This window comes from Luteithermobacter gelatinilyticus, assembly GCF_005849285.1.
GTDB classification, from domain to species: Bacteria; Pseudomonadota; Alphaproteobacteria; order Sphingomonadales; family Emcibacteraceae; genus Luteithermobacter; species Luteithermobacter gelatinilyticus.
Genome location: NZ_CP040517.1, coordinates 1412727 through 1435724, shown reverse-complemented (window position 1 = coordinate 1435724; position 22998 = coordinate 1412727). Strand labels below are relative to the sequence as shown.

Here is a 22998-nt window from a genome sequence, read left to right as displayed (position 1 = left end):
TTGGCGGCGCACACCGCCGGGACAGAATTTTCTGATCCCCGATAGCTCAGTTGGTAGAGCAGTAGACTGTTAATCTATGGGTCGCAGGTTCGAGTCCTGCTCGGGGAGCCAATTCGAAGGGTTCGGTTATTCAGACCGAACCCTTTTTCATTTTCGCTTTTTGAGAGCCTATCCGGCCTTGTTCCCAGACAGATCCGATTTAGGCAAATCCAATTTAGGCAAATCCGGCCCGGTATAAAAATCCGGGGCATGTTCCCTGACCACCGGGGAATCACTGGCCCAAGCATGGCAGGTATTGAGGACGGGCGGACGTTTCTTCTTGCGGGAATCCGCAAGATCCTTTCCAAGCTCTTTCTTCTGCTGTTCCCGGCGTTTCATCAGGGCCGTCATCACTGTCTGAATGGCGACGGTTGCCAGCGGCGTAAACAGTTCTGTCAGATGCGTACATCCCTCAACACCCCCGACCCGTGTTTTGATTTCCCGGCGCCAACCGGGGCCGATCCTGACCCCGACCAGTTTTTTGTAAGCGGCGGTAATATGCGGGCACATTTCAAAGGGGCTGTGATCGGTCACCGCTTCAATATCCCGGATCACCAGATCATCATCCACGGTCATACGAATGGACATGTCATGAATGGGGTCGCCGGGCTGGATGGGTCCGCGCCAACGGTTTTCAAAGGGATAACTCTTGACATCCGTCATATGACCTTCGATATCCCAAAGGCCATCTTCGCGTTCATATCCATCACAAATAATGGTGCGGGTGTGAAGTCGTTTACGAGCAGCAGGCTCAGACAGAGGCATATGTCACTCCTTGACTAGGATGCTCACGGGGGTTACGAAACCCTCACAAAACTTGCGTTCCTGAGGATTTCTTCATGGCAGAAGACACGCAAATGCTTCATGCAATGTACTTCATGCCGCCAATACCGTAAACTTATGATAATGCATATGGCCCTTTCAGCGCTTTTGCGTTATGTGAGGGCACTTGCAACTGGAGAAGACAAATAAATGACGGCAATCAAAAAAGCCATAGTTTTATTAAGCGGCGGACTCGATTCCACCACCTGTGTCGCCATTGCCCGGGATCAGGGATTCGCGGTATACGGGTTGAGCTTCCGTTATGGGCAACGTCACACCATTGAACTAGAAGCCGCCCGGCGAGTCGCGCAAAGCATGCAAATCAGCCATCACGTGGTTGCCGAAATTGATCTGGGGATTTTCGGGGGATCCGCCCTGACGGACGATATCCCTGTGCCCAAGGGACGCAGCCATGAGGATATGAGCGAAGATGTGCCGGTCACCTATGTCCCGGCCCGCAACACCATTTTCCTGTCCTTTGCCCTTGCCTATGCCGAAGTCCTTGGCGCCAACGACATTTTTATCGGCGTGAACGCACTGGACTACAGCGGGTATCCGGATTGTCGCCCTGAATTTATTGCCGCTTTTGAAAAAATGGCCAATCTGGCCACCAAGGCCGGCACCCAAGACCACCGGAAATTGAACATCCACACCCCGCTGATTCACATGTCCAAGGCGGAAATTATCCGCACGGGGCTGTCTTTGGGGGTGGATTACAGTTTAACCACCAGCTGTTATGATCCGGCAAAAGACGGCGCGGCCTGCGGCCAATGTGACGCCTGCCTGCTGCGCCTCAAGGGATTTGCCGAAGCAAACGCCAGGGACCCCATTCCCTACCAGGATGCCATGACATCATGACCTATAGTGTAAAGGAACTCTTTTATACCCTTCAGGGTGAAGGGGCACGCACCGGCCGGGCCGCCATCTTCTGCCGGTTCAGCGGCTGCAATTTCTGGTCCGGGCTGGAAAAGGACCGTGAAAACGCCACATGCCGCTTTTGTGATACGGATTTTGTGGGCACCGATGGCCCCGGCGGCGGCAAATTTGCCTCACCACAGGAACTGGCCCGCGCCGCCGCAAGGCTATGGCAGGAAAACACACAGGATCGGGGACGCCCATATCTTGTCTGCACCGGCGGCGAACCCCTGCTACAGCTGGACGAGCCTCTGATCGAGGCCTTTCACGACGCAGGGTTTGAAGTAGCCGTCGAAACCAACGGTAGCCTGCCCGTTCCGAAAACAGTGGACTGGATCTGCGTCAGCCCCAAATCCCTCACTAACCTTGTCCAGAAACAGGGACATGAGCTGAAGCTGGTTTATCCACAGGAAAACATTCGCCCGGAAGATGTGGCTGATCTGGCCTTTAAGCATTTTTTTCTACAACCCATGGACGGATTTGGCCCCGACGCAAACGGGCAGGACACCGAAAAATTCAGACAGGACAATACCCGCAAGGCGCTGGACTACTGCCGGCGCCATCCCCAATGGCGGCTCAGTCTACAGACCCACAAGATCCTGCAAATTCCCTGAAAATAAATTTCCTGAGAACACTTTTGGTAAGAACCGCGTTTTCAGAGCAAAGCACAGCGCTGGGGCCTGGCAATCATGTCAGGTGTTATCCCCTGCCCCGATAAGCGGGAACCCCTTGGTCCGGAATCCAGACCCCTTGGGGTGGCGTGCCGGTCTGAAAAAAGACATCAATGGGAATACCGCCACGCGGATACCAGTATCCGCCAATCCTCAGCCAGTGTGGTTTTAATTCTTCCACCAGCCTCTCCCCAATTCCAACTGTGCAGTCTTCATGAAAAGCGGCATGGTTACGGAAAGAATGCAGATAGAGCTTCAGCGACTTGCTCTCGACGAGAAACCCGTCCGGCACATAATCAATGACCAGATGGGCAAAGTCAGGCTGTCCGGTGACCGGACATAGAGAAGTGAATTCGGGACAGGTAAAACGTACAAAATATCGGGAGTCCGGCCGCGGGTTGGGAACCTTTTCCAGCACCGCCTGTTCGGGGCTTTCAGGCAGTTTCGCCGTTCCGCCCAACTGGGACAAACCTTTATAAATTTCCTTACTCATCGGCTTACCTCTTCATCAACATTGTTGACTTCTTACTCCATATTTTCTAAAGATCAAAGCCATGAAACGGTTTTACTTAATACGAATGTGTCTCTTTCGAATTATGTTCCCGGTCTTCGCGTAAGGCCGGGCCGGTCCCTTATGGACCAACTCTCTGCGAAAGAAACATCATCGTATTAAGGAAAACAGAGCATGTCTTTGTCCAATACCTCCCGTTGCGGGACCCCCTCTTTTTGCGAAACGACTCATTTTCAGGTAACAGCGGAGCCTGAAGCCGGCACCCTGCCCCGGATCCTTTCCGTATTTGAACGGCAGCATCTGGTCCCTGATCTGGTGAGATGCAGCAAATTTTCAGCGCAAAACCGCCTGAAAAGCAAACTGGTCATCCAGGTCCACATCCAAAACCTCAGCGCCGAGGGCCGCCTTATTCTGGAACAAAAGCTGCAAGCGCTTGTTGCGGTCTGTGATGTGCGTTCAGAAACCATATTGGGCCGCTCTCCCTCGGCAGAAAGCGGCCTGCAACTTGCCTCTTAGGGCTCCATCTGCCCTTTCCTGCCTTCAGTGTTTTTTTGAGGACAATTGACGACAGGCTTGCGACCCGGCATAGAGCATCCTATCTATAGGGAATTATTCAAGCGCAGAAAACGGGGTCATCAAGATGAAGATATGTGACGGTTTAGTGGAAGCCATCGGAAACACGCCACTGATCAAGCTCAAAAAAGCCTCTGAAGAAACCGGGTGTACCATTCTGGGCAAAGCAGAGTTCCTTAACCCGGGTGGATCCGTCAAGGATCGCGCCGCCTTGTATATTATACGGGATGCGGAAGAAAAAGGTCTTTTAAAGCCGGGCGGCACCATTGTGGAAGGTACAGCCGGCAATACCGGCATCGGCCTTGGTCTGGTGGGAAATGCCCTGGGATATAAAACCGTTATCGTCATGCCGGAAACCCAGTCACAGGAAAAAAAGGATATGCTCAGATTATGTGGCTGTGATCTCAGACTGGTCCCGGCGGTGCCCTACAAGGATCCGAACAACTACGTCAAATATTCCGGCCGTCTGGCCGAGGAAATTGCCGCCACCTCCCCCAATGGCGCGATTTGGGCCAATCAGTTCGATAATGTAGCCAACCGTAAGGCCCATTATCTGGGCACTGGCCCGGAAATCTGGGAGCAGACAGAGGGCACCGTGGATGCTTTCACCTGTGCAGTTGGCAGTGGCGGCACATTGGGCGGGGTGTCGATGGCGCTGAAAGAACGCAACAAGAATGTCAAAATCGTCCTGGCTGACCCGATGGGCGCGGCGTTGTATCATTATTATAAATACGGCGAACTGAAAGCCGAAGGCACTTCCATAACCGAAGGCATCGGTCAGGGGCGCATCACCGCCAATCTGGAAGGAGTAGAGGTGGATGACGCCTATCAGATTCCAGATGCCGAAGCGCTTGAGGTTGTGTTTGACCTTCTGAAATATGAAGGGTTGTGCCTTGGCGGCTCCTCCGGCATCAACGTGGCGGGTGCCATCCGTCTGGCAAAGGAAATGGGACCGGGACACACCATTGTGACAGTCCTATGCGATTATGGTACAAGGTACCAGAGCAAACTCTTTAACCCTGACTTCCTCAAGGAACAGGGACTGCCCTACCCGGACTGGCTCTAGAGTGAAGTCAGCTGGGAAGCCACCGGACACAAATTATTTTCGATAATATTTAAAAGGATAAACCATGGCAGAGAATTATCCCGCGCTCGTTTCCACACAATGGCTCGCTGACCATCTTCACGCCCCTGACGTAAGAGTGGTAGACGCTTCCTGGCATATGCCGGATCAGGGGCGCGACGCCCGGGCAGAATATAACGAGGCCCATATCCCCGGCGCGGTGTTTCTGGATCTGGATGACGTCTGTGATACAGACATAGATCTGCCACATATGCTGCCAAGTCCTGAAAAACTTTCCAGTCGCCTGCGCAAGCTTGGTCTGGGGGATGGCATGCGCATTGTCATCTATGACAACAGCGACGTCAAATCCGCCGCGCGGGCCTGGTTCATGTTGAGATGTTTCGGACATCGGGACGTGGCAGTCCTTGATGGCGGTTTTCAAAAGTGGCGGGCGGAAAACCGCCCCACAGAAGATATTCCTCCCATTCCGGGACCACGGCATTTTACCGCCCGGTTCAATAACACCATGGTTCGGGATCTGGATCAGATGCTGGCCAATCTGCATACCCGACGGGAACAGGTGATTGATGCCCGCGGCGAACCCCGTTTCAAGGGCAGCGTGCCGGAACCTCGGCCGAATATGAAATCAGGTCACATCCCCGATAGTCTCAATATTCCCTATACGACCCTGCTTGACCCAAAAGACGGCACCTATCGTCCTGCGGAAGACCTGAAAAAAATATTCCAGGAGGCAGGAGTGGATCTTAAAAAACCGGTAGTCACTAGTTGCGGGTCCGGTATTACGGCCTGTGTGCTGGCCCTGGGCCTTCACCTGGTGGGCCACCAGGAAGTGGCCGTTTATGACGGCTCTTGGGCGGAATGGGGCAGCCACCCGGATACGCCGGTGGAAAAATAACGCGGGAAAATAATCATGAAAAAGGAAACCCGACTCGTCGATGCCGGCCGGCGCAAGGAATGGACCGGGAAAGTCGTAAATCCTCCCGTTTATCATGCCTCGACAGTGATTTTCGATACCCTCGCGGATATGAAAAACGCCATCCGCCACCGGGAAAAGAACCATCTTTATTATGGTCGGCGGGGCACCCCCACACAGTTTGCCTTTCAGGACGCCCTGTGCGAACTGGAAGGCGGCGCCGGATGCGCCCTGTATCCTTCCGGTCTCGCCGCTATATCCGGTGCGATCCTGTCTTTTGTGGAAAGCGGGGATCACATTCTTATGGTGGACGGCGCCTATGAACCAACCCGCAGCTTTTGTGATACTGTCCTCAAGCGTATGGGGGTGGAAACCACCTATTACGATCCGCTTATCGGCGCAGAAATCCGCAAACTTCTGCGCCCCAATACCCGGGTTGTATTTGTAGAATCCCCCTGCTCTCTCACGATGGAAGTTCAGGACGTTCCCGCCATAGCCAAAGCCGCCCATGATCATGGCGCTATTGTCATGATGGACAATACCTGGGGCACCCCACTGTATTTCAAACCCTTCGAGCATGGCGTAGATATCTCCATCCAGGCCGCCACAAAATATATCGTCGGTCATTCAGACGTGATGCTTGGCACCGCCACGGCCACACCCGAACATTGGGACCAGCTTCGGGAAATGAGTTTTCAGATGGGGTATTGCGCGGCCCCTGATGATGTTTATCTGGCGCTGAGGGGCCTGCGCACCCTGGGACTGCGCCTGAAACAGCATCAGGAAAATGCCCTTATCCTTGCCCGTTGGCTGGAAGAGCGGGAAGAAGTTGACCATGTACGCCACCCGGCTCTGCCCGGCTGTCCGGGCCACGATATCTGGAAACGGGACTTTACCGGCAGTTGCGGGCTGTTTTCCTTTTTCCTCAAACAGGGTAGCGAAAAGGCACTGGCCGCCTTTCTGGACGGCATGCAGCATTTCAAGATGGGCTTCAGCTGGGGGGGGTATGAAAGCCTGATCCTGCCCGTCCAAAACATCGCCCGTATCCGCACCGCTACCCCCGCGCCAACCTCAGGTCCACTGATCCGCCTGCATGTGGGTATCGAGCATCCGGACGACCTGATCGCTGACCTGGAACAGGGCTTCAAGAGATTGAGAGCGAATTGAGTCAACCCATGCACAATTCACTCTAATAAAGCACTTTAAGAAGATTGTTTATTATTTTGATAAAAAATAATAAATTCTTGACGCAGAAAAGATAGCCACAGCCGCCAGCACGATGGCCGGACCAGTTGGAACATCCCAGGTTCCAGACAAAGTGATTCCGGCAAAAACCGAAATCACCCCGATCAGCGCCGAAATCAACGTCATGGCAAGCGGCGTGCGGGTGATGTTGCGCGCCCCAGCGGCGGGAATAATCATCAATGCAGTAACCAGAAGCACGCCGATCACTTTCATTGCCAACGCGACCAGGACCGCAATCATCAGCATATAGGCGGCCTTGGTGCGTCCCACGGCTACGCCCTCCACCCGGGCCAGGTCCTCATGAACGGTAATGGATAGCAGAGACTTCCAGATAAGCAATAGCCCGGCAAGCACCAACAGCGCCATGATCAGAATACCGGTAATATCCTCGGCGTTTACGGCCAGAATATCCCCAATAAGATAATACATCATGTCCTGCCGGACAGCCGGTTGCAGTGAGATAACGATCAGACCGATAGACAAGGCGCTGTGAGCCAGAATACCCAGCAAGGTATCCGAGGAAAGGCTACGGTCCTGCTGCAATACCAGCAACAGCAGCGCCACCACGGCGCAAACCGCCACCATAATCAGCGGACTTGCCGTCCCCAACGCCACACCCAGCGCCACCCCCATTAGCGCGGAATGAGCAATGGTGTCGCCGAAATAGGCCATATGCCGCCAGACCAGAAAACACCCCAGAGGACCCGCCACTAGAGCCACCAGGCTGCCGGCAATAAGAGCATTCAGAATAAAATCCTCAATCATGTTTCTTTGGCCCTGTCGTCTGCGACGGGTTATGATCCGGCAGGCAACCGGGCACAACATTTCCCCGGCTGTCATGGTGATGATCATGATGATGGGTATAGAGGGCGACATTTTCCACCCCGGGCGCAAACAACGCCCTGTATTCGGGATGATCCCGCACGGAATCCGGGGCGCCCTGACAGCAGATATGGCCGTTCAGACAAATCACCTGATCCGCCCCGGCCATGACCATATGCAGATCATGGGAAATCATCAGAACAGCGCATCCCGTTTCGTCCCGTATAGTGGTGATCAGCCGGTACAATTCTTCCTGACCGGTAATATCCACCCCCTGCACCGGCTCATCAAGCACCAGAAAATCGGGCTGTCCCAAAAGCGCCCGGGCCAAGAGCAACCGTTGCATTTCCCCCCCTGAAAGATTTTGGACAGGGTTGTCAATCCGGGCCATAAGTCTGACCTGGTGCAGAACTCGTTCCATCTGTTGGGCTGTGGTGCCGGGCCTCAGTCTTAAAAAATGCTGCACCGTCAGCGGCAGGCTGTCATCCAGCATCACTTTCTGGGGCATATACCCGATCCGCAGCGCCTTTCGGCGACGGACATGTCCGTTGTCCGGCTGCACAAGCCCCAGAGCAATTTTCATCAGGGTGCTTTTCCCGGCGCCATTGGGGCCGATCAAGGTCACAATTTCCCCCGCCATGACACTCAGGCTCACATTCGAGAGCACCTCCCGTCCCCGAAAGGACAGGGAAATACCCTCAAGCTCAAGTATTGGCTCCGCCCGGCCCTGCATCAGTTCAGCCCCGTTCACCGGCAATTGGCACACAGGCCCATGACTTCGAGCATGCTCTGTTCGCTGCTGTAGCCATGATCTGCGGCTATTCGGGTAATGTGCCGATCAAGAGCCGTTTCAGTGACTTCGGCAACGGTCCGGCATTTTTTGCAAATCAGAAAATGGCCCTGATGTCGGTGCGCTGGGTCCGGACAGCCGATAAAAGCGTTGAGGGATTCAATCCGGTGCACAAGTCCCTGTTCTATGAGAAAATCCAAGGCACGATAAACGGTCGGCGGGGCAACTTTTTTCTGCCCCACACTCAAAAGATCCAGTAGCTCATAGGCCGTCACCGGCTTGTGCCCCCGCCAGACCAGCTCCAAAACTCTGCGGCGGAGCGGGGTAAACCGCATCTCGCGACGGTCGCAGATATCCCGGGCGGCGCTCAGGGCCTGCTCGATACATTTGTCATGATCATGTTTGGCGGCAGTTTGCATCATGGATGGTTATTCTTGTCTTATTGATCAATCCCATTTAATGAATAGTGACGACATACGCAATGAATTTCAAGCTTATAAGCTGTCAGACAGGAAACATCATGACCGCCAGCATTCCGGAAAAAATTATTCAGCAGGTGCTCTCCCGGCTTAAATTTGATGCTGATGGGCTAATCCCGGCCATTGCCCAACAGCATGATACGGGGGAAGTGCTGATGATGGCGTGGATGACAGCCGAAGCGGTGAGCGAAACCCTGAAGACGGGGCAGGTCTGTTACTGGTCGCGCTCCCGCCGGGCGTTGTGGCGCAAGGGGGAAAGTTCCGGACAGGTCCAGATGCTCAAAAATTTTCGCATCGACTGTGACGGCGATACGCTGTTATTGCTGGTGGAGCAAGAAGGCGTGGCCTGTCACACCGGACGGCGCAGCTGCTTTTTTGAGGAAGTCACAGCCCGCGGTCTGAAAATTATCAGCGAGGTGGAAAAGGACCCCGCTGAACTTTACGGCAAATCGGAATAGACCCGGATCAGGCTAGAGTGAATTGTGAATAGGTTGGCTCAATTCACTCTAAAACGGCTCAGCTATCGGCAGCTTTCTGATACGTTTGCCGGTGGCCGCAAAAATCCCATTGCAAATGGCGGCGGTAACCGGCGGTACACCGGGCTCGCCCACCCCGCGTGGCTTATCGTCACTGTCCACCAGATGAACCCGGATATCCGGCGTCATATCACAACGCGCCAGCCGGTAATCATGAAAGTTGCTTTGTTCCACCTTGCCACCCTTAATGCTCAGTTCCGAGGTCAGGGCATGGGATATGGAAAAAATAATGGACCCTTCCATCTGGGCAATCACCCGGTCAGGATTGATATACCGCCCGCAATCAATCGCCAGATCCACCCGCGGGATCGTCACCGCGCCATCCTTGACCGCCACCTCGGCCACAACGGCAATGTGGCTGAGAAAACTGTAATGACAAGCCAGCCCCAAGCCATGCCCTTTGGGGAGTTTCCGACCCCAACCGGCCTTGTCGGTGACCAGTCGGACAACATGTTTGAGACGCGCCGTCTCAAAAGGATAATCCGTCTGTTTTTCACCATAATTGAATTTGGCGTTGAAGCTGTCCACCGGAATTTCCCGGTCCGGGGTCAGATGTTCAAGCAGAAAATCTCGTGGATCGCGGCCGGCGGCATGGGCCAGTTCATCCATGAACGAGCCTACGGCAAAGGCGTGGTGAATGTTGCAGACCGAGCGGACCCAACCGATCCGGATATGGGCCTGGGTCTTACCTACTTCGGCCCGGATATTGGGAATGTTATAGGGCAGATCCACCAATCCCAACCCCATCTCAAACGGCAGGGGCTGATCCGCGCCGGGGCTGAAAATGGATCCGATGGTGGGGAAAACCGAATTATGGTTCCAGGCGATCACCGCGCCATTTTTATCCAGCCCGGCTTTCAGATGCTGGGCGCTGATGGCGTGATAATAATCATGACGGATGTCATCCTCGCGGGTCCAGACCACTTTGACGGGTTTTCCTGTTTGCTGGGACAAAAACGCCGCTTCGGCCACAAAGTCGGATTTGGATTTGCGCCCGAAAGCCCCGCCAAGGAGCGTGACATGTACGGTGACATTCTCCTTTTTCAGCCCCAGGGTCGCCGCCACCACATCCTGTGTGGATTGCGGGTCCTGCACACAGGCCCAGATTTCCGCCGTCTCTCCTGTGACATGAGCCAAGGCCGCCGGCGGTTCCATGGGCGCATGAGCGTAATACGGCATCAGGTAATCTGCCTCAACGACCTTATCAGACTTTGCCAGCGCCTGATCCACATCACCGTCATGACGGCCCACAAAAGAACCGGCTTTCTGCGCCGTTTTCATCAGCTCCTGCTGATACGCCGCACTGTCATGGCGATCATGGGGGCTGGAACTCCATTCAATTTCCAGCGCCTCGCGGCCTTTCATGGCAGACCAGGTGTTTTTGGCCAGCACCGCCACGCCCCCCAACGGGGTAAAGGCCGTAGGGGTCTGCACATCCGGCATGCGAATCACTTTTTCCACACCCGCAATTTTCAGCGCCTGCGCCGCATCATACTGTTTGACCGTGGCCCCAAAAACCGGCGGCCGCTGAATAACCGCCACCAGCATGCCTTCCCTATGCAGATCCTGGGCATAAATGGCCCGACCGCTGACCATGTCGTCCAGATCATAGATTTTGACCGGTTTTCCAATCAACGTGAAGTCCGCTGGTGACTTAAAGTTCAGCTCCTCCCGCCCGGGTACGGCATCATCAGCCGCGAGAACTGCCGCCTTTCCAAAAGGCATCGTTTTGCCTGACTTTTTATGCAAAATTCGGTGGTTATCCGCATGGACCTCTTCCACGGGAACGCCCCATTCCCTCGCTGCGGCCCGCTCCATCATCTGCCGCGCTGCCGCGCCCATCTCCCGCATTTTTTCATAAAAACGCCTCACTGAGCGCGATCCGTCCGTATTTTGGTCCCCCAGGCGCGAATCACCAATGGCCTGAATGATTCTGACTTGGCTCCAGTCCGCGCCCAGCTCATCCGCCACCACCTGCGGCAGGCCGGTTTTCGTACCTTGTCCCATTTCTGAGCGATGCGCCGTGATATGTACGCTACCGTCCGGATCTATGACCACATAAAGATTCGGGGTAAGGGACTTTTCTCCAGCAAAAGCCCGCATCAGCGAAAATCCGCTCACTTCAGCGCTCAGGGCCAGACCGCCAACAACAGCAGATTTGATCAGGTGACGGCGGCTGACATTCATAATACGGGTCATTTTGACTTCTCCGCAGCTGATTTTACGGCATTCACTATCCGCTGATAGGTGCCGCAACGGCAGATGTTGCCCCACATTTCCCGACGAATTTCCTGTTCACTCATATTGGGGTTTTCGGCAATCAGCGCCGCCGCCATCATGATCTGGCCCGACTGACAATAACCGCACTGCGGCACGTTATGTTCTTTCCAGGCCATCTGCACCGGATGATCCCCTTGCGCCGAAAGCCCTTCTATGGTGGTCACCATGGCTCCGTCCAGGTCCCCCATCTGTATAAGGCAACTTTGCATGGCCTGGCCGTTAAGATGCACCATGCAGGCACCGCATTCGCCAATCCCGCAAGCATATTTGGTGCCCGTAAGTCCCGCTTCATCGCGCAAATACCACAACAGGGGCATTTCCGAATCCCCGTCATAGCTGTGCGCCTTGCCATTTAGTGTGAAGTTGATCATGGTCTCCTCCAGCCGTATCGTCCCCTAGAGTGAATTGAGCCAGCCTATGCACAATTCACTCCAGAGGGTACAGGAAGGACGGCAGGCTGCCAACCAGAGTTTCCCCATACAAGAAACCCTCCCGCAATGGGGAGGGTTGTCGATCTGGTGACCCCGGCAGGATTCGAACCTGCGACCTTGAGCTTAGAAGGCTCCTGCTCTATCCAGCTGAGCTACGGGGCCGAAAATTTCCATACCTTAAATTTCTATATCTTGAAGTCTCATATTTTTTTGCCCTATCCGCGATAGGCAAAACTGTCGGCATAGGATTTGATTCGTGGCTTGGGTCTATGCGGCGGCAACAGAACATAATCAATATTATAGCGTTTGGCATAGGCCACGGCGTCTTCCATAGTGTCGAATTTCAGCTGGATCTGGCTTTTGACATCGCCGGACCCTGTCCAGCCCATCAACGGATCATGATACCTGTGCTGTTCAGGGTCGAATTCCAGAACCCACATTCCGGTTCCTTTCTTGCCGGACTGCATGGCATTTCTGGCGGGCTGATAAATCCGTGCTGTCATATCGACACCTGTTCTTCCAAGCTTTGAAAAGTTCACCGTTATTTATCGCAAAGCCCCCGGAAGGAAAAGCCCAAATATGCCATCGCCCCGAAAAAAATACCCGATAAAGATAACCCCAAAGATCAGCCTGGCAGATAAAAGACATGAAAAGATCATGCTTTTAATCGTTCAGAGTCTGACAGATGGTCGGGGAGACAGGATTCGAACCTGCGACCCTCTGGTCCCAAACCAGATGCGCTACCAGACTGCGCCACTCCCCGTAGGATATGCGGCCCCCGGCAGAACCATATCGAACTACATCCGGAGCCTCTCTTGAGGAGGCTTAATACTTGATCAGCCCCCGAAGAGCAAGTCTTTTCCCGGCGACGGCATGTTTTTTCCTGAAGTCGGTTGCTGCTCCTCTTGAGGAGGAAGGGCCTTCTGGAAGGCCGGATGAAGCACCCTGTCCCCCACGGAAATGCCTTCTTTCCGGGCAAAACCCGCATTCACCTCAAGCGCCCCCAAAACCGGAAACCTGGAAGAAATATACGACAGCGACAGCGGAGTGGTGGAATAGGCAATATGGACAATCCGGCCCTGTTCATCAAGAAACAGGATATCAAGCGGAATATAGGTGTTTTTCATCCACATGGTAACCGGTTGCACCGCTTCAAAAATGAACAACATGCCATGACCTTCCGCCAGACTGTCCCGATACATCAATCCCCTGGCGCGCGTGAACGGCGTGTCCGCAATTTCCACTGTTATCACAATCTCTTTTTTCGCCGTTTGGATGACCACCTCTGATTGTAAGGATTCAGTGGCATATGCCAAAGGAGAGAAGATGAAAGCCGCTGCCAGGAGTGAAAGAAATATGCCTTTTCTTTTTGGGAAAAACCGAGCCGGAACAGCGCACATCCCCGTCCCCAACTCGCGTACTGACAGGGCCATTTTTTCAATAAAAAACTCAAAAACAGAAGAAAAAACAACAAACATCATCGCGATATCCTTTCAGGAAAAGCATATCACGTAAATGCAGGCATTTTAATGGCAGGCATTAGGTTTTAATGGCTCGTACCATCAGGCCGCGATCTCCCTCCGCGATCGCAACCCTTAATGTTTGTCCCGGTGAGAGATGATCAAGGCCAAAATGGCGCAAGACTTCCATGTGAATGAAAATATCCTGTCCTCCATCTCCCCGGTTCACAAATCCATACCCTTTAACCCTGTTGAACCATTTCACGGAAACCTCGACAAACTCCAGATCACTCAGATCCGCGTCAAAGTCAACTGAACTGCGCCCTTCCGGCCCGTCTTTCTGTACTGCCGTTGTCAAGTCGTAATTCAGGATTTTCACCGCCTGTCGTCCTTTGGGACGATCTGCGGAAAGACAAGTCAGCGTACATCCCTCGGGCAGAGACCGCCGTCCGAGTTCCTTGAGAATGGAAAAATGGACAAGAATATCTCCCTTGTCGTCTTCTGGCGCCACAAAGCCATACCCTTTAACGGAATCAAACCATTTGATCGTCCCGGTAACCTCCTCAAAATGATCTGAGGGATTGTGTTTTACCGTGGGCGTTTCTTTTTTGCTCTCTTCCTCAGCAAAATCCTGATTCTCTCCCGCGTTTGCCTGTGCACCTACTGTCGCACTTGACTCCATCATACAACGTCCCCACTATGCGTTCCCCAATAATTACTTTTCACTGCCAACACAAATAACGGCAGATTATAACATGGATATATCCCAAGAAAAACCATAGGTTTAAAAAATATTAAACAGACCACAAAAACAAGGCAGGGTTACATTAACCCTGCCTTATAAAACATTTTTTTATAGAACGGTTGTATGGTGCGAAATCCCACTGCCCGCACTCATATCATTCGGATCAGTGTTCCGTCGCCCCTTTGGCATTTTCGTCCTGGTGTGAAGCTTCATACTCACTGTGGTGCTGGATAAGACCTTCTTCATACATGTAGTCCGTCGCCGGCTCCAGCACAGTCAAGACCGCAATCAGACCCACCAGAGTCATAACAATGGTATAAGGCAGCGCCATAATAACCATGCGCACATAGGATAGACGGATCAGAGGCGCAAGCGCAGAGGTCAGCAGAAACAGGAAAGCGGCCTGCCCGTTCGGAGTTGCCACACTGGGAATGTTGGTCCCCGTATTGATCGCCACCGCCATCAGATCAAAGGAATCACGAGCAATCTGACCGAGATCCAAGGCATTTTTGATTTCCTTGATATACACCGTCGCCACAAACACATTATCGCTGATGGCTGACAACACGCCATTGGCAATATAAAAACCTGCGATCTGACTATGGGTATCCATACTAAGAACAAAGTCAATGACGGGGCGGAAAAGTTCCTGGTCATTAATAACCGCGACCACAGCAAAAAAGACCACCAGCAGAGACGTAAACGGCAGCCCTTCTTCAAAGGCCTTGCCAATCTGGTGTTCTTCGGTCACGCCATTAAACGCCGTCAGCAGCACAATCACTGACAACCCGATCAATCCTACAGCCGCCAGATGGAACATCAGTCCGATCACCAGCCACCCGGCCACAACCGCCTGGGCGATAAGGGACGCTTTTTCGTTCAGGGTACGTTTGCTGGACTGTTCTGCATCAAATTCTTCCAGAATATTGCGGACCGCGACAGGAAGTTCGGTGCCATAACCGAAGATCTTAATTTTTTCCAGCACCATACAGGTTATAAGCCCGGACACCAGAACCGGCAGGCTCACAGGCGCCATGCGGATAAAGAATTCCACAAAACTCCATCCGGCGACACTGCCAATGATCAGGTTTTGCGGTTCACCCACTATCGTACACACCCCGCCGAGTGCCGTCCCCACAGCGGCATGCATCATCAGGCTGCGCAAAAAGGCCCGGAACTGTTCCAGGTCGCTGCGGTGCAGTTCCTGAACGCTGTGATCAGAAGAATGATCATGTTCATGATGAAAGGTCTTTCCGGAGGCCACCTTGTGGTAAATGGAATAAAATCCGACCGCAACCGTGATCACCACGGCGGTCACCGTCAGCGCATCCAGAAAGGCGGAAAGTACCGCCGCCATAAACGAAAACAGGAACGACAAAAGCACCTTTGAGCGGACTTTGAGCAGCACCTTGGTAAAGGTAAACAGCAACAGGCCCTGCATGAAATAAATGCCTGCCACCATAAAGACCAGCAGCAGGATCACCTCAAGACCATGCTCAATTTCATGATAAACGCTGGTAGGGCTGGTCAGGCCCATAAACAACGCTTCGAGCGCCAATAACCCGCCCGGAATCAGGGGATAACATTTCAGCGCCATGGCCAGCGTGAAAATAAATTCCAGAACCAGGATCCAGCCGACAATATAAGAGCCAGTCTCCGGGCCCAGTGCAATATACAGCATAGGGTTCAAAATAAGAAACCCGATAATGGTCAGTTTGTACCACTCGGGTGAATGGCCCATGAAATTTCTGACCATCCCTTGGGAGATTGTTTTTACCATTGTTTACTAAAGCCTTCCATTAATTATCATGCCGATTTCACATGCGGCGAAAACAAACCTGCCAATACATACTGAGACACACAGTGAAAGATCAAGAAAAACCGGAAAAAAACCACAAAAATCGCCTCCAGTCCTCACCAGTTATCATCTCAGGGGATGCCAAAGCCTAAAATCAGGCACGCCAGCGCCATCAAGGCGCCAGAAAAAGCTGTGAGAGTAAAGACTGGACATGATCGGCGGATTGATTTACTGAGAAAAAATGATCGACGCGTTATATCAAAAATCAATCCTGAAACAGGCGGCGCTGGCGGTCGGCCATGGGGCGCTGGAGAATGCTATCCTGCATTACACCCTGCACAACCCCCTGTGCGGTGACCGCATTACAGTTTATCTCAACGCCGAACAGGATATTATTCATGATTTTCGTCATGAAACCCGGGCCTGCGTGTTATGTCAGGCCAGTGCTTCCCTGTTAGGACAACATTTGGCAGGAGAGCCCTCAGCTCGGCTTCGCGAGGTCTGCGCCATACTGATGGCGGGTCTGGAAGAAAACACACTGGACAGTGTTTCATGGCCTGCAGAAAAATGGCAGGACTTTTCGATGTTTGCGCCCGTAGCGCCCCATAAGAACCGCCATACTTGTGTGACCCTTCCCCTTCAGGCGATTCTAAAAGCCCTGGACAGTACTTCTCTTGCCGCCCGAAAGGCGCGGGAGACGACGGGCTAAAATCAACCTCTTCACAATTCACTCTAAGTCGCCGCCTTTGCCTAAAATCATAACAGCGCAGTTATTATTTCAATTTCCGGGCAATCAGATGATCGACCGAAATCTTGCCGCTACCTTTGGCAATCAGCAATAACAGCGCCGCGGCCCACAAGGAATGATCCGGCCATAACCCGGGATAGACAAACGTCTGAATCACTGCGGTCATACCCAACATCGCCAAGGCCGACAGCCGGCTGGCCAGACCAATCAGCAATAATACCGGCAAAGTCAATTCAGCCAGCAACGCCATATGCGCCGCCAGCTCCGGTGGCAGAACCGGCACATCATAATCACCTTCGAACAATACATAGGTGAAGTCGGAAACCTGCCATTTCAGGGTGATGACCTGAAGGAACTGGTCCAGCGTGAAATTTGCCGCATCCTGTTCAAGGGTGATCTTGGTCATGCCTGACCGCCAGAAGATCCCTCCCATGCCCAGACGGGCCAACAGTAAGATCATACTTTCCGGGATACACCCCGCCATCTGAATGGTTTTTTTCCCATAGTGAATCGTTTTGTCCAGCTTATGTATCATTGCTCTTTCCCTTTTCATAAGAACAGGCTTCTAATAAGAATAGGCTTCGACAAGCCGAGCGCCCAAAATCAATGCGAGCGCACCCTGAAGGTCAAAATCCGGGTAATCCGCCAGGATATCCCGCACCGCCTGCCCAAGCGGTTTCGGTTTTTTCAACAAGCGGATAAAGTCAAAATTCGCCGCCTCTAAACGCAAAAAAAGCACCTCCAGATGCGGCCGATAGACCGCCAGACGGCTCCCCCCTTGATCCAGTGATATCCGGTCATTTCCTGCATAGTCCGGCTGGTTGCTGCGCCAGATCTCAAGAATGGGATAAGGACTTTCAAACAGCTCTACAGAAGGCAGAAAGTGCAACACCATTTCCTCAAGATGCGCAAACCCCTCCCCTTCTATCCCCGCCGGATCCAGCGGAATTGCATCCCGGGCTCGGGCAGCACGGATGATACCCCGTTCAAACCGGGCCATATCTGCAAGATAAGGGTGATCCTTCGCCCCCCGGAAGGTTGTCAGAAATGTCGGAAAATTGGCGCCATATTCCGCAAGAACCGGGGACTGCGGGGGAAATTTGCGAATATATTCCCCACTCAACGCCTGAAAAAAATCATCCCCAACCAGCTTGTGCACCACAGGAAAATTGTCCGCCAGCGCTGCTTTGAGGGAGAGAAGGACATTATTTTGATGAATTTGCACCCTTTCCCCGGCTTCGGCTTTGGCCCCTTTGACATATCGGGCCAAGGCCGCAGGGTCACCACTCAGAAGCGCCTGCCGGAACGCAATCTGAAGCCGGCCAAGTTTCATTTCAGCCTCCCGAGAGGGGCAGGCCCCGGAGAGTGTTTTGCCGCCCCCAGGAAGTGTTCGGCCCGCTCTGCTTCCTGCAAGAGTGTGAGCAGAGAGGGCACATTGGTATCCCATTCGATCAAGGTGGGTCGGGGGCCCATCAACTCCAGTGTCTTTTCATACAGCTCCCACACCTCCCGCGAGACATTGGCCCCATGATCATCTATGCGCAAGACCCGGTTGCGCCAGACCTTTTCCGTATGGCCCGCCAAATGATATTCCGCCACCGCCTCCGGACGGATCTGGCGCAGATACTCGTGACATTCCCGGCCGTGATTGCTGCAACTCACGTAAATATTGTTAATGTCCAGCAACAGGCCACAACCGGTGCGAGCAACGGTTTCATTGAGAAACTCATATTCGGGGATATGGCTTTCGTTGTATTCCAGATAGGTAGATGGGTTTTCCACCAGGAGTCTGCGCCCCAGATGGTCCTGGCATCGCATTATGTTTTCACATAAAATTTTCAGCGCCTCTTCCGTATAAGGCAGGGGAAGAAGATCGTTGAAATACTGCCCATTGATGGTGCTGAAGGAAACATGTTCCGAAATCAGCCCCGGATCATATCGGTCCATCACCTGCTTGATCCGGTCCAGATGGTCCTGATCCAGCCCATCGGCTGATCCCAGGGACAACCCCACGCCATGCAGCGACAAGGGATAATCTTCCCGGATCTTACCCAGGTAATAATGGGCGGCGCCCCCCTCACCCATATAATTTTCCGTATGAACTTCCACCCAGCCAATGGCGGGTTTTTCTGCAAGAATGTCCTGATAATGCTGGGCCTTGAGGCCAATTCCGGCCGATGCCGGAATTGTCTCTTGTGCCCACTGCATCGGGCCCGTCATAGGATCGGATACCATCATTGCGGACCGGGAGATTATTTTTTGGGGGACGTGCTGCCCCCGACCAGCTTGCTGCATGTGCCTTCGGGAACATAAATCCAGGCGTCTTTCTGTCCATCTACCTTGGACGTCCCGGCACAGGAGCTTGTGGCAGTAGCGCAGTCGTTTTTCCCTGCTTTAGCCACACCGTAACATTTCTCGACCGCTTTATCGCCAGCCAGAGCCCCGCCCGGTGCCGCCGTGAGGCTGACTGCCGTCGCCATGGCGGAGATCAGAAGTGCAGATGTGGTTTTTTCTTTGAGCTTTGACATTGTGTATCCTCTTCAAAGTTGTTGCCATTTGCGGGACCTATAGTTCCACCACACCTTGAAAAAGGAAAATCACAGCTCATCACATTTTTGGTGAACTCTTGTGAGCTTTTAGTGAGGTGTCGCGACGTCGGCATAATCCAGCGCCACGACAAGCCCTTCTGAAACCCAGCGTTTGAGAAGTTCAGCCGCCCTTAACGGGGCTTGTTCCCCCTGTTCACGGAACAGCTGTTCACACAGGACGGGAAAACTTTCCTGACGAAGCGCCAGAGGCAGCACCTCCGCCTCATCCGGATCCAGCGTACGGAAATAACTGACCAGATCACGTCGCCACTGTATGACAATAACCGGTGCCGCCAGTTCCTGGGGCAGAACAGGTTGCTCCTCACGGCTAACCGAAGACCATATGGCCGTTACATTCCATTTTGTCTGCTGAAGGGATAAGGAGGGATGAAACCCAAGGCGCAGGGTCGTCCACGCCGGCGGCGGAATACGGGCGACATCTTCCACGCAAACAGCCGATGCGTCAGGGGCATCGAAAACGTTTACAAATCCCCATTCAAACGCCGCCATTTCGGCAAGGGCCGGCAAATTTCTATAAGGGGGCTCCTTTCGCAAAAAGGCGGAAAGATGCTGTCCGTAAAACCGCAGGGAAGGATGCCGGGAGGGGTGGGCCCGGGCATAGGCATCGCACAATGTCCCGAATGCCGCCTCTCCCAACATGCTCTGCAGCACAGGATAATCCTTTTGCAAGGTTTCCCGAAGCCGCGCCTGATAAGCGTGGGCATAAATATGAAGCCGCTTTTCCGGCCCGATCCGACCGTCAGGGGCAACTTCTCCCAGAAACTCATGAGCCGCCTCCCCGGCCTCTGCCGTGACCGCTTGTCTGAACAACGCTTGAAGCCGGCTCAATGACGTCATGACGTCGCCTCCTGCCTCATACCCTTTTGTGATCCGACCACTTCTTGTGCAATGCGACGGGCCTGGGTCAATTCTGCCAGCAGGTCTTCATAGGGGGGGATATGGTCATCCCGTTCGATCATGGTGGATACCGGCCCGAAATGTTCCAGCGCCCGCCGGTATAAGGCCCAGACCTCTGCAGCGACCGGGTGGTCATGGGTATCTACAATATAATCGCCGTTATGTTCATGGCCCGCGAGATGGAACTGATAAACACGTTCTTTCGGCATGGCTTTCAGATAGTCTTCCGGATCGAAGTCATGATTAAAGGCGCTGACATAAATATTGTTAATGTCCAGCAGGATATAACAATTCGCCTGTTCGGCAATTTCGCGCAAAAACGCCCATTCTGTCATGTCGGACTGATTGTAAGTGAGATAGCTGGATACATTCTCGATAAGGATATGCTGTTCCAGGTAATCCTGCACCTGGCGTATTCGCCTGACCACATGGTTCAGGCTTTCTTCTGTATAGGGCAACGGCATCAGATCATGCAGATTGAGCCCATCCTGCCCCGTCCAACATAAATGATCCGAAATCCATTGCGGGTTCACCGTCCTTGCCAGATCTTTCAGATCCTCCAGATACTCCATATTCAGGGGGTCGGTGGAGCCAATAGACAGGGATACCCCATGCATGACCAGGGGATACCGCTCCCGGATGCGCTCCAGATAATGACGTGGTTTGCCGCCGGGCACCATAAAATTTTCCGAAATGATTTCAAACCAGTCAACGGACGGACGGTCAGAAGAAGGTGTATCGTTAAGAATGGCCTCGAAATGATCCGGTCTCAGCCCCAGACCATAACCAAGAAAAGGTTTCTGCGTCATCTGCTCCCCTATATCAAAGAAAGCGGCCAAAAAGAATAGCGACGTCCCGCCGGGATGCCGCTATTCCCTAGAGTGAATTGAGCCAACCTATACACAATTCACTCTAGCCTTTGGGGGCTCCCCCGGCAGAATTTATTTTTTGACTTCTCCGCCAACTTTCTTACAGGCGTCTTCGGACATTAGCACAAAACCCTGCCCTTTGCAGGACCCGTGTCCGGCACAGGCATTATTGGCGCCTTTGCAGTCATTATGCCCTTTGCACGCGTTAACGCCATAACATTTGACATTCCCCTTTTCCCCGGCCGTAACCGTAGCAGGCGCGGCGGCGAAGAATCCGGCAGCGGCAACCGCCATAGCCAGACCGGCTGTTTTCATTGGTGTGCTCATTGTCATTCCTCGTTATATTGATGTTGGTGCATCCTTATGCCCTGCCATAAATACCACACAGCGGACAAACCACACAACAGCCGCCCCGGTCAAACCACTTCACAAAATTGTGTATCTGCGTTCTATAACGCCTAGAAATATGAGAGAGGAGTTTGATTGTCTGCTGCGTATAACGCGTAAAAAATAGCCCAAAAAAGAAAAATAACATAAGGAAGGAAATGGCGGAGAGGACGGGATTCGAACCCGCGAGGGGCGTTAACCCCAACTCGCTTAGCAGGCGAGCGCCTTAAGCCACTCGGCCACCTCTCCGCCGCCTTGTTTATAGAGGAAGCCCCATGCGGTCAAGGGGAAATTCGGAAAACTTTTTATCTCGGGAAAATGTTCGCTCAGCCCCCTAAAAAACCTTTTCTGTCATAACAGGAAAGGTTTCGGATCGGATAATTTGTTTGTGGTGCCGGATTAAAAATCTCAAGATCCGCATTAATGAGTCGCCAGCCACTCGCGGGCTTTTTTCTGCGCTTCGGCGATTTCCTGCGGTGACATATATTCCGCCACTTCGGCCCGATCAATCTGAGCACTTTTCATGCCGCGAATGGCCGCCAGGTTGAACCATTTATGGGCTTCGACATTATTCTGTTCAACCCCTTGCCCGACGGAATACAGCAGTCCCAGATCATAAAGCGCCTCTGGCGCGCCCCGGTCCGCTTCCTGAAACCTTGTTGTAAGATAACTATCATCCAACCGACCCATTTTTCTTCTCCATCAAAACCCTATTTTTTGGTGTTCACATGATTTTATTTTTAAACAGGCTTTTTTCGGCCTTATGAAATTGAGCATCTCTGCAAAAATTAAAAATTTGGTTAACTATAAAACAAACCCCACAACACATTGTTTTACATAAATTTTTCAAAATAAAAACGGACCCCCACGGAAGCCCGTTTCTAAAAATTAACGATTTTGGTGAAGAACGTTAACCAAAAATCCGAAAAAGACCGGATTATTTGGGCATATTTTCCTTCATTTTTTCGTCCATTTTTTCTTTGGCTTCTTCAGCGGCCTTTTCGGCCTCATCCATCACTTCTTCTGCTGTTTCCTCTGCGGACTCAGCAGCGTCTTCCATAGCTTTGCCTGCCTCTTCCATAACATCTTCAGCCGCTTTTTCGGCTTCATCCGTCATGGAAGATGTTTCACTGGTGGCTTCCGCTTCCTTCTCCGTTGCGGTTGTGGTGGAGCCATTGTCATCCCCGCAAGCCGCAAGGCCGAAAAGAGCCGTCCCGGCAAAAGCTGCCATCAGAAGGTTTTTCCTAAATTCCATCATCATTCCGTCCCCTACTCTCGTGAAAGAAATAAAAAGTATGTTGCCATACAAACAACAGGCTACAGTATTATGGTTAATATGGCAATTTTAAGAAAAAAGAACGTCCTGCAAAACTT

Annotated in this window: 29 protein-coding genes and 4 tRNA genes; 10 read left to right on the top strand and 23 right to left on the bottom strand. The window is 52.8% G+C overall.

Annotation, left to right across the window (positions count from 1 at the left end; all coding sequences use genetic code 11):
• Positions 1 to 35 precede the first annotated feature (35 nt).
• Positions 36 to 111 (top strand) — tRNA-Asn (locus FE788_RS06445).
• Between the two features lie 57 nt (positions 112 to 168).
• On the opposite strand, the gene FE788_RS06440 is transcribed toward FE788_RS06445, so the two are convergent.
• Positions 169 to 804, bottom strand: coding sequence for a DUF2889 domain-containing protein (locus FE788_RS06440; protein WP_138379862.1), 636 nt, complete (start codon positions 802 to 804; stop codon positions 169 to 171).
• 207 nt (positions 805 to 1011) lie between these two features.
• Here FE788_RS06440 and queC point away from each other — a divergent pair, with 207 nt between their 5' ends.
• Both queC and queE read left to right on the top strand, forming a co-directional pair.
• Positions 1012 to 1719 carry a 7-cyano-7-deazaguanine synthase QueC gene (gene queC, locus FE788_RS06435; RefSeq protein ID WP_138379861.1) on the top strand — a complete coding sequence of 236 codons (708 nt, stop codon included), beginning with the start codon at positions 1012 to 1014 and terminating at the stop codon, positions 1717 to 1719.
• Positions 1716 to 2390 carry a 7-carboxy-7-deazaguanine synthase gene (gene queE, locus FE788_RS06430; protein WP_138379860.1) on the top strand — a complete coding sequence of 225 codons (675 nt, stop codon included), beginning with the start codon at positions 1716 to 1718 and terminating at the stop codon, positions 2388 to 2390. Before queC ends, queE begins: the two co-directional genes overlap by 4 nt.
• Positions 2391 to 2475: 85 nt before the next feature.
• On the opposite strand, the gene queF is transcribed toward queE, so the two are convergent.
• Positions 2476 to 2940, bottom strand: coding sequence for a preQ(1) synthase (queF, locus tag FE788_RS06425; RefSeq protein WP_138379859.1), 465 nt, complete (start codon positions 2938 to 2940; stop codon positions 2476 to 2478).
• Between the two features lie 192 nt (positions 2941 to 3132).
• Between queF and FE788_RS06420 the strand changes: the two genes are divergently transcribed.
• The 4 genes from FE788_RS06420 to FE788_RS06405 all read left to right on the top strand — a co-directional run bounded on the left by FE788_RS06420 (position 3133) and on the right by FE788_RS06405 (position 6695).
• Positions 3133 to 3474, top strand: a complete 342-nt coding sequence (locus FE788_RS06420; RefSeq protein WP_138379858.1) for a hypothetical protein — start codon at positions 3133 to 3135, stop codon at positions 3472 to 3474.
• Between the two features lie 124 nt (positions 3475 to 3598).
• The gene (locus tag FE788_RS06415; protein WP_138379857.1) at positions 3599 to 4597 is read left to right on the top strand and encodes a cysteine synthase A; all 999 of its coding nucleotides are present in this window, start codon (positions 3599 to 3601) and stop codon (positions 4595 to 4597) included.
• Between the two features lie 64 nt (positions 4598 to 4661).
• On the top strand, positions 4662 to 5510 hold the full coding sequence (gene sseA / locus FE788_RS06410; RefSeq protein ID WP_138379856.1) for a 3-mercaptopyruvate sulfurtransferase: 849 nt from the start codon (positions 4662 to 4664) through the stop codon (positions 5508 to 5510).
• Between the two features lie 15 nt (positions 5511 to 5525).
• On the top strand, positions 5526 to 6695 hold the full coding sequence (locus tag FE788_RS06405) for a cystathionine beta-lyase (RefSeq protein ID WP_138379855.1): 1170 nt from the start codon (positions 5526 to 5528) through the stop codon (positions 6693 to 6695).
• Positions 6696 to 6746: 51 nt separating this feature from the next.
• On the opposite strand, the gene FE788_RS06400 is transcribed toward FE788_RS06405, so the two are convergent.
• From FE788_RS06400 to FE788_RS06390, 3 genes are read right to left on the bottom strand one after another with little or no spacing between them, the layout of a single operon-like run.
• Positions 6747 to 7535 carry an iron chelate uptake ABC transporter family permease subunit gene (locus FE788_RS06400; RefSeq protein ID WP_138381315.1) on the bottom strand — a complete coding sequence of 263 codons (789 nt, stop codon included), beginning with the start codon at positions 7533 to 7535 and terminating at the stop codon, positions 6747 to 6749.
• On the bottom strand, positions 7531 to 8328 hold the full coding sequence (znuC, locus tag FE788_RS06395; protein ID WP_138379854.1) for a zinc ABC transporter ATP-binding protein ZnuC: 798 nt from the start codon (positions 8326 to 8328) through the stop codon (positions 7531 to 7533). The genes FE788_RS06400 and znuC overlap by 5 nt, the downstream gene beginning before the upstream one ends.
• A gap of 14 nt (positions 8329 to 8342) precedes the next feature.
• A complete protein-coding gene (locus tag FE788_RS06390; protein WP_138379853.1) occupies positions 8343 to 8807 on the bottom strand; it encodes a Fur family transcriptional regulator in 465 nt (154 codons plus the stop codon).
• A gap of 98 nt (positions 8808 to 8905) precedes the next feature.
• Between FE788_RS06390 and hisI the strand changes: the two genes are divergently transcribed.
• Positions 8906 to 9322: a phosphoribosyl-AMP cyclohydrolase gene (hisI, locus tag FE788_RS06385; protein ID WP_138379852.1), complete on the top strand. Its 417-nt coding sequence runs from the start codon at positions 8906 to 8908 to the stop codon at positions 9320 to 9322.
• Between the two features lie 48 nt (positions 9323 to 9370).
• On the opposite strand, the gene FE788_RS06380 is transcribed toward hisI, so the two are convergent.
• The 6 genes from FE788_RS06380 to FE788_RS06355 form a co-directional block, all read right to left on the bottom strand.
• Positions 9371 to 11599: a xanthine dehydrogenase family protein molybdopterin-binding subunit gene (locus FE788_RS06380; RefSeq protein ID WP_138379851.1), complete on the bottom strand. Its 2229-nt coding sequence runs from the start codon at positions 11597 to 11599 to the stop codon at positions 9371 to 9373.
• Positions 11596 to 12051: a (2Fe-2S)-binding protein gene (locus FE788_RS06375; protein WP_138379850.1), complete on the bottom strand. Its 456-nt coding sequence runs from the start codon at positions 12049 to 12051 to the stop codon at positions 11596 to 11598. The genes FE788_RS06380 and FE788_RS06375 overlap by 4 nt, the downstream gene beginning before the upstream one ends.
• Positions 12052 to 12196: 145 nt before the next feature.
• Positions 12197 to 12273 (bottom strand) — tRNA-Arg (locus tag FE788_RS06370).
• 53 nt (positions 12274 to 12326) lie between these two features.
• Entirely contained in the window at positions 12327 to 12614 is a 288-nt protein-coding gene (locus FE788_RS06365; RefSeq protein WP_138379849.1) for an ETC complex I subunit, read from the bottom strand.
• 183 nt (positions 12615 to 12797) lie between these two features.
• Positions 12798 to 12874: transfer RNA gene (locus tag FE788_RS06360), tRNA-Pro, on the bottom strand.
• A 73-nt stretch (positions 12875 to 12947) separates the two neighbouring features.
• Complete coding sequence (locus tag FE788_RS06355) at positions 12948 to 13355, bottom strand: DUF192 domain-containing protein (RefSeq protein WP_210414174.1); 408 nt, start codon at positions 13353 to 13355, stop codon at positions 12948 to 12950.
• 82 nt (positions 13356 to 13437) lie between these two features.
• On the opposite strand from FE788_RS06355, the gene FE788_RS14060 reads away from it, so the two are divergent.
• The gene (locus tag FE788_RS14060; RefSeq protein ID WP_168190191.1) at positions 13438 to 13626 is read left to right on the top strand and encodes a hypothetical protein; all 189 of its coding nucleotides are present in this window, start codon (positions 13438 to 13440) and stop codon (positions 13624 to 13626) included.
• Positions 13627 to 13650: 24 nt separating this feature from the next.
• On the opposite strand, the gene FE788_RS06350 is transcribed toward FE788_RS14060, so the two are convergent.
• Both FE788_RS06350 and nhaB read right to left on the bottom strand, forming a co-directional pair.
• Positions 13651 to 14256 (bottom strand): cold-shock protein, encoded by a 606-nt coding sequence (locus FE788_RS06350; RefSeq protein ID WP_210414173.1) that lies wholly within the window; start codon positions 14254 to 14256, stop codon positions 13651 to 13653.
• A 223-nt stretch (positions 14257 to 14479) separates the two neighbouring features.
• Positions 14480 to 16096, bottom strand: coding sequence for a sodium/proton antiporter NhaB (gene nhaB, locus FE788_RS06345; RefSeq protein ID WP_138379848.1), 1617 nt, complete (start codon positions 16094 to 16096; stop codon positions 14480 to 14482).
• A 259-nt stretch (positions 16097 to 16355) separates the two neighbouring features.
• Here nhaB and FE788_RS06340 point away from each other — a divergent pair, with 259 nt between their 5' ends.
• Entirely contained in the window at positions 16356 to 16823 is a 468-nt protein-coding gene (locus FE788_RS06340; protein ID WP_138379847.1) for an iron-sulfur cluster assembly scaffold protein, read from the top strand.
• 64 nt (positions 16824 to 16887) lie between these two features.
• Here FE788_RS06340 and FE788_RS06335 read toward each other — a convergent pair whose 3' ends face one another.
• The 10 genes from FE788_RS06335 to FE788_RS06290 all read right to left on the bottom strand — a co-directional run bounded on the left by FE788_RS06335 (position 16888) and on the right by FE788_RS06290 (position 22885).
• Positions 16888 to 17397 carry a DoxX family protein gene (locus FE788_RS06335; RefSeq protein ID WP_138379846.1) on the bottom strand — a complete coding sequence of 170 codons (510 nt, stop codon included), beginning with the start codon at positions 17395 to 17397 and terminating at the stop codon, positions 16888 to 16890.
• 30 nt (positions 17398 to 17427) lie between these two features.
• Entirely contained in the window at positions 17428 to 18195 is a 768-nt protein-coding gene (locus FE788_RS06330; RefSeq protein ID WP_168190303.1) for an HvfC/BufC N-terminal domain-containing protein, read from the bottom strand.
• Complete coding sequence (gene bufB / locus FE788_RS06325; protein ID WP_210414171.1) at positions 18192 to 19070, bottom strand: MNIO family bufferin maturase; 879 nt, start codon at positions 19068 to 19070, stop codon at positions 18192 to 18194. The genes FE788_RS06330 and bufB (FE788_RS06325) overlap by 4 nt, the downstream gene beginning before the upstream one ends.
• A 44-nt stretch (positions 19071 to 19114) precedes the next feature.
• Positions 19115 to 19390: a BufA1 family periplasmic bufferin-type metallophore gene (locus FE788_RS06320; protein ID WP_210414170.1), complete on the bottom strand. Its 276-nt coding sequence runs from the start codon at positions 19388 to 19390 to the stop codon at positions 19115 to 19117.
• Between the two features lie 108 nt (positions 19391 to 19498).
• Entirely contained in the window at positions 19499 to 20308 is an 810-nt protein-coding gene (locus tag FE788_RS06315; RefSeq protein WP_138379843.1) for an HvfC/BufC N-terminal domain-containing protein, read from the bottom strand.
• On the bottom strand, positions 20305 to 21177 hold the full coding sequence (gene bufB, locus FE788_RS06310; protein WP_138379842.1) for an MNIO family bufferin maturase: 873 nt from the start codon (positions 21175 to 21177) through the stop codon (positions 20305 to 20307). The genes FE788_RS06315 and bufB (FE788_RS06310) overlap by 4 nt, the downstream gene beginning before the upstream one ends.
• A gap of 132 nt (positions 21178 to 21309) precedes the next feature.
• The gene (gene bufA2 / locus FE788_RS06305) at positions 21310 to 21564 is read right to left on the bottom strand and encodes a BufA2 family periplasmic bufferin-type metallophore (RefSeq protein ID WP_210414169.1); all 255 of its coding nucleotides are present in this window, start codon (positions 21562 to 21564) and stop codon (positions 21310 to 21312) included.
• Positions 21565 to 21783: 219 nt separating this feature from the next.
• Positions 21784 to 21873, bottom strand: a tRNA-Ser gene (locus tag FE788_RS06300).
• A gap of 171 nt (positions 21874 to 22044) precedes the next feature.
• Positions 22045 to 22314 carry an SEL1-like repeat protein gene (locus tag FE788_RS06295; protein WP_138379840.1) on the bottom strand — a complete coding sequence of 90 codons (270 nt, stop codon included), beginning with the start codon at positions 22312 to 22314 and terminating at the stop codon, positions 22045 to 22047.
• Positions 22315 to 22561: 247 nt separating this feature from the next.
• Entirely contained in the window at positions 22562 to 22885 is a 324-nt protein-coding gene (locus FE788_RS06290; RefSeq protein WP_138379839.1) for a hypothetical protein, read from the bottom strand.
• Positions 22886 to 22998: the final 113 nt, after the last annotated feature.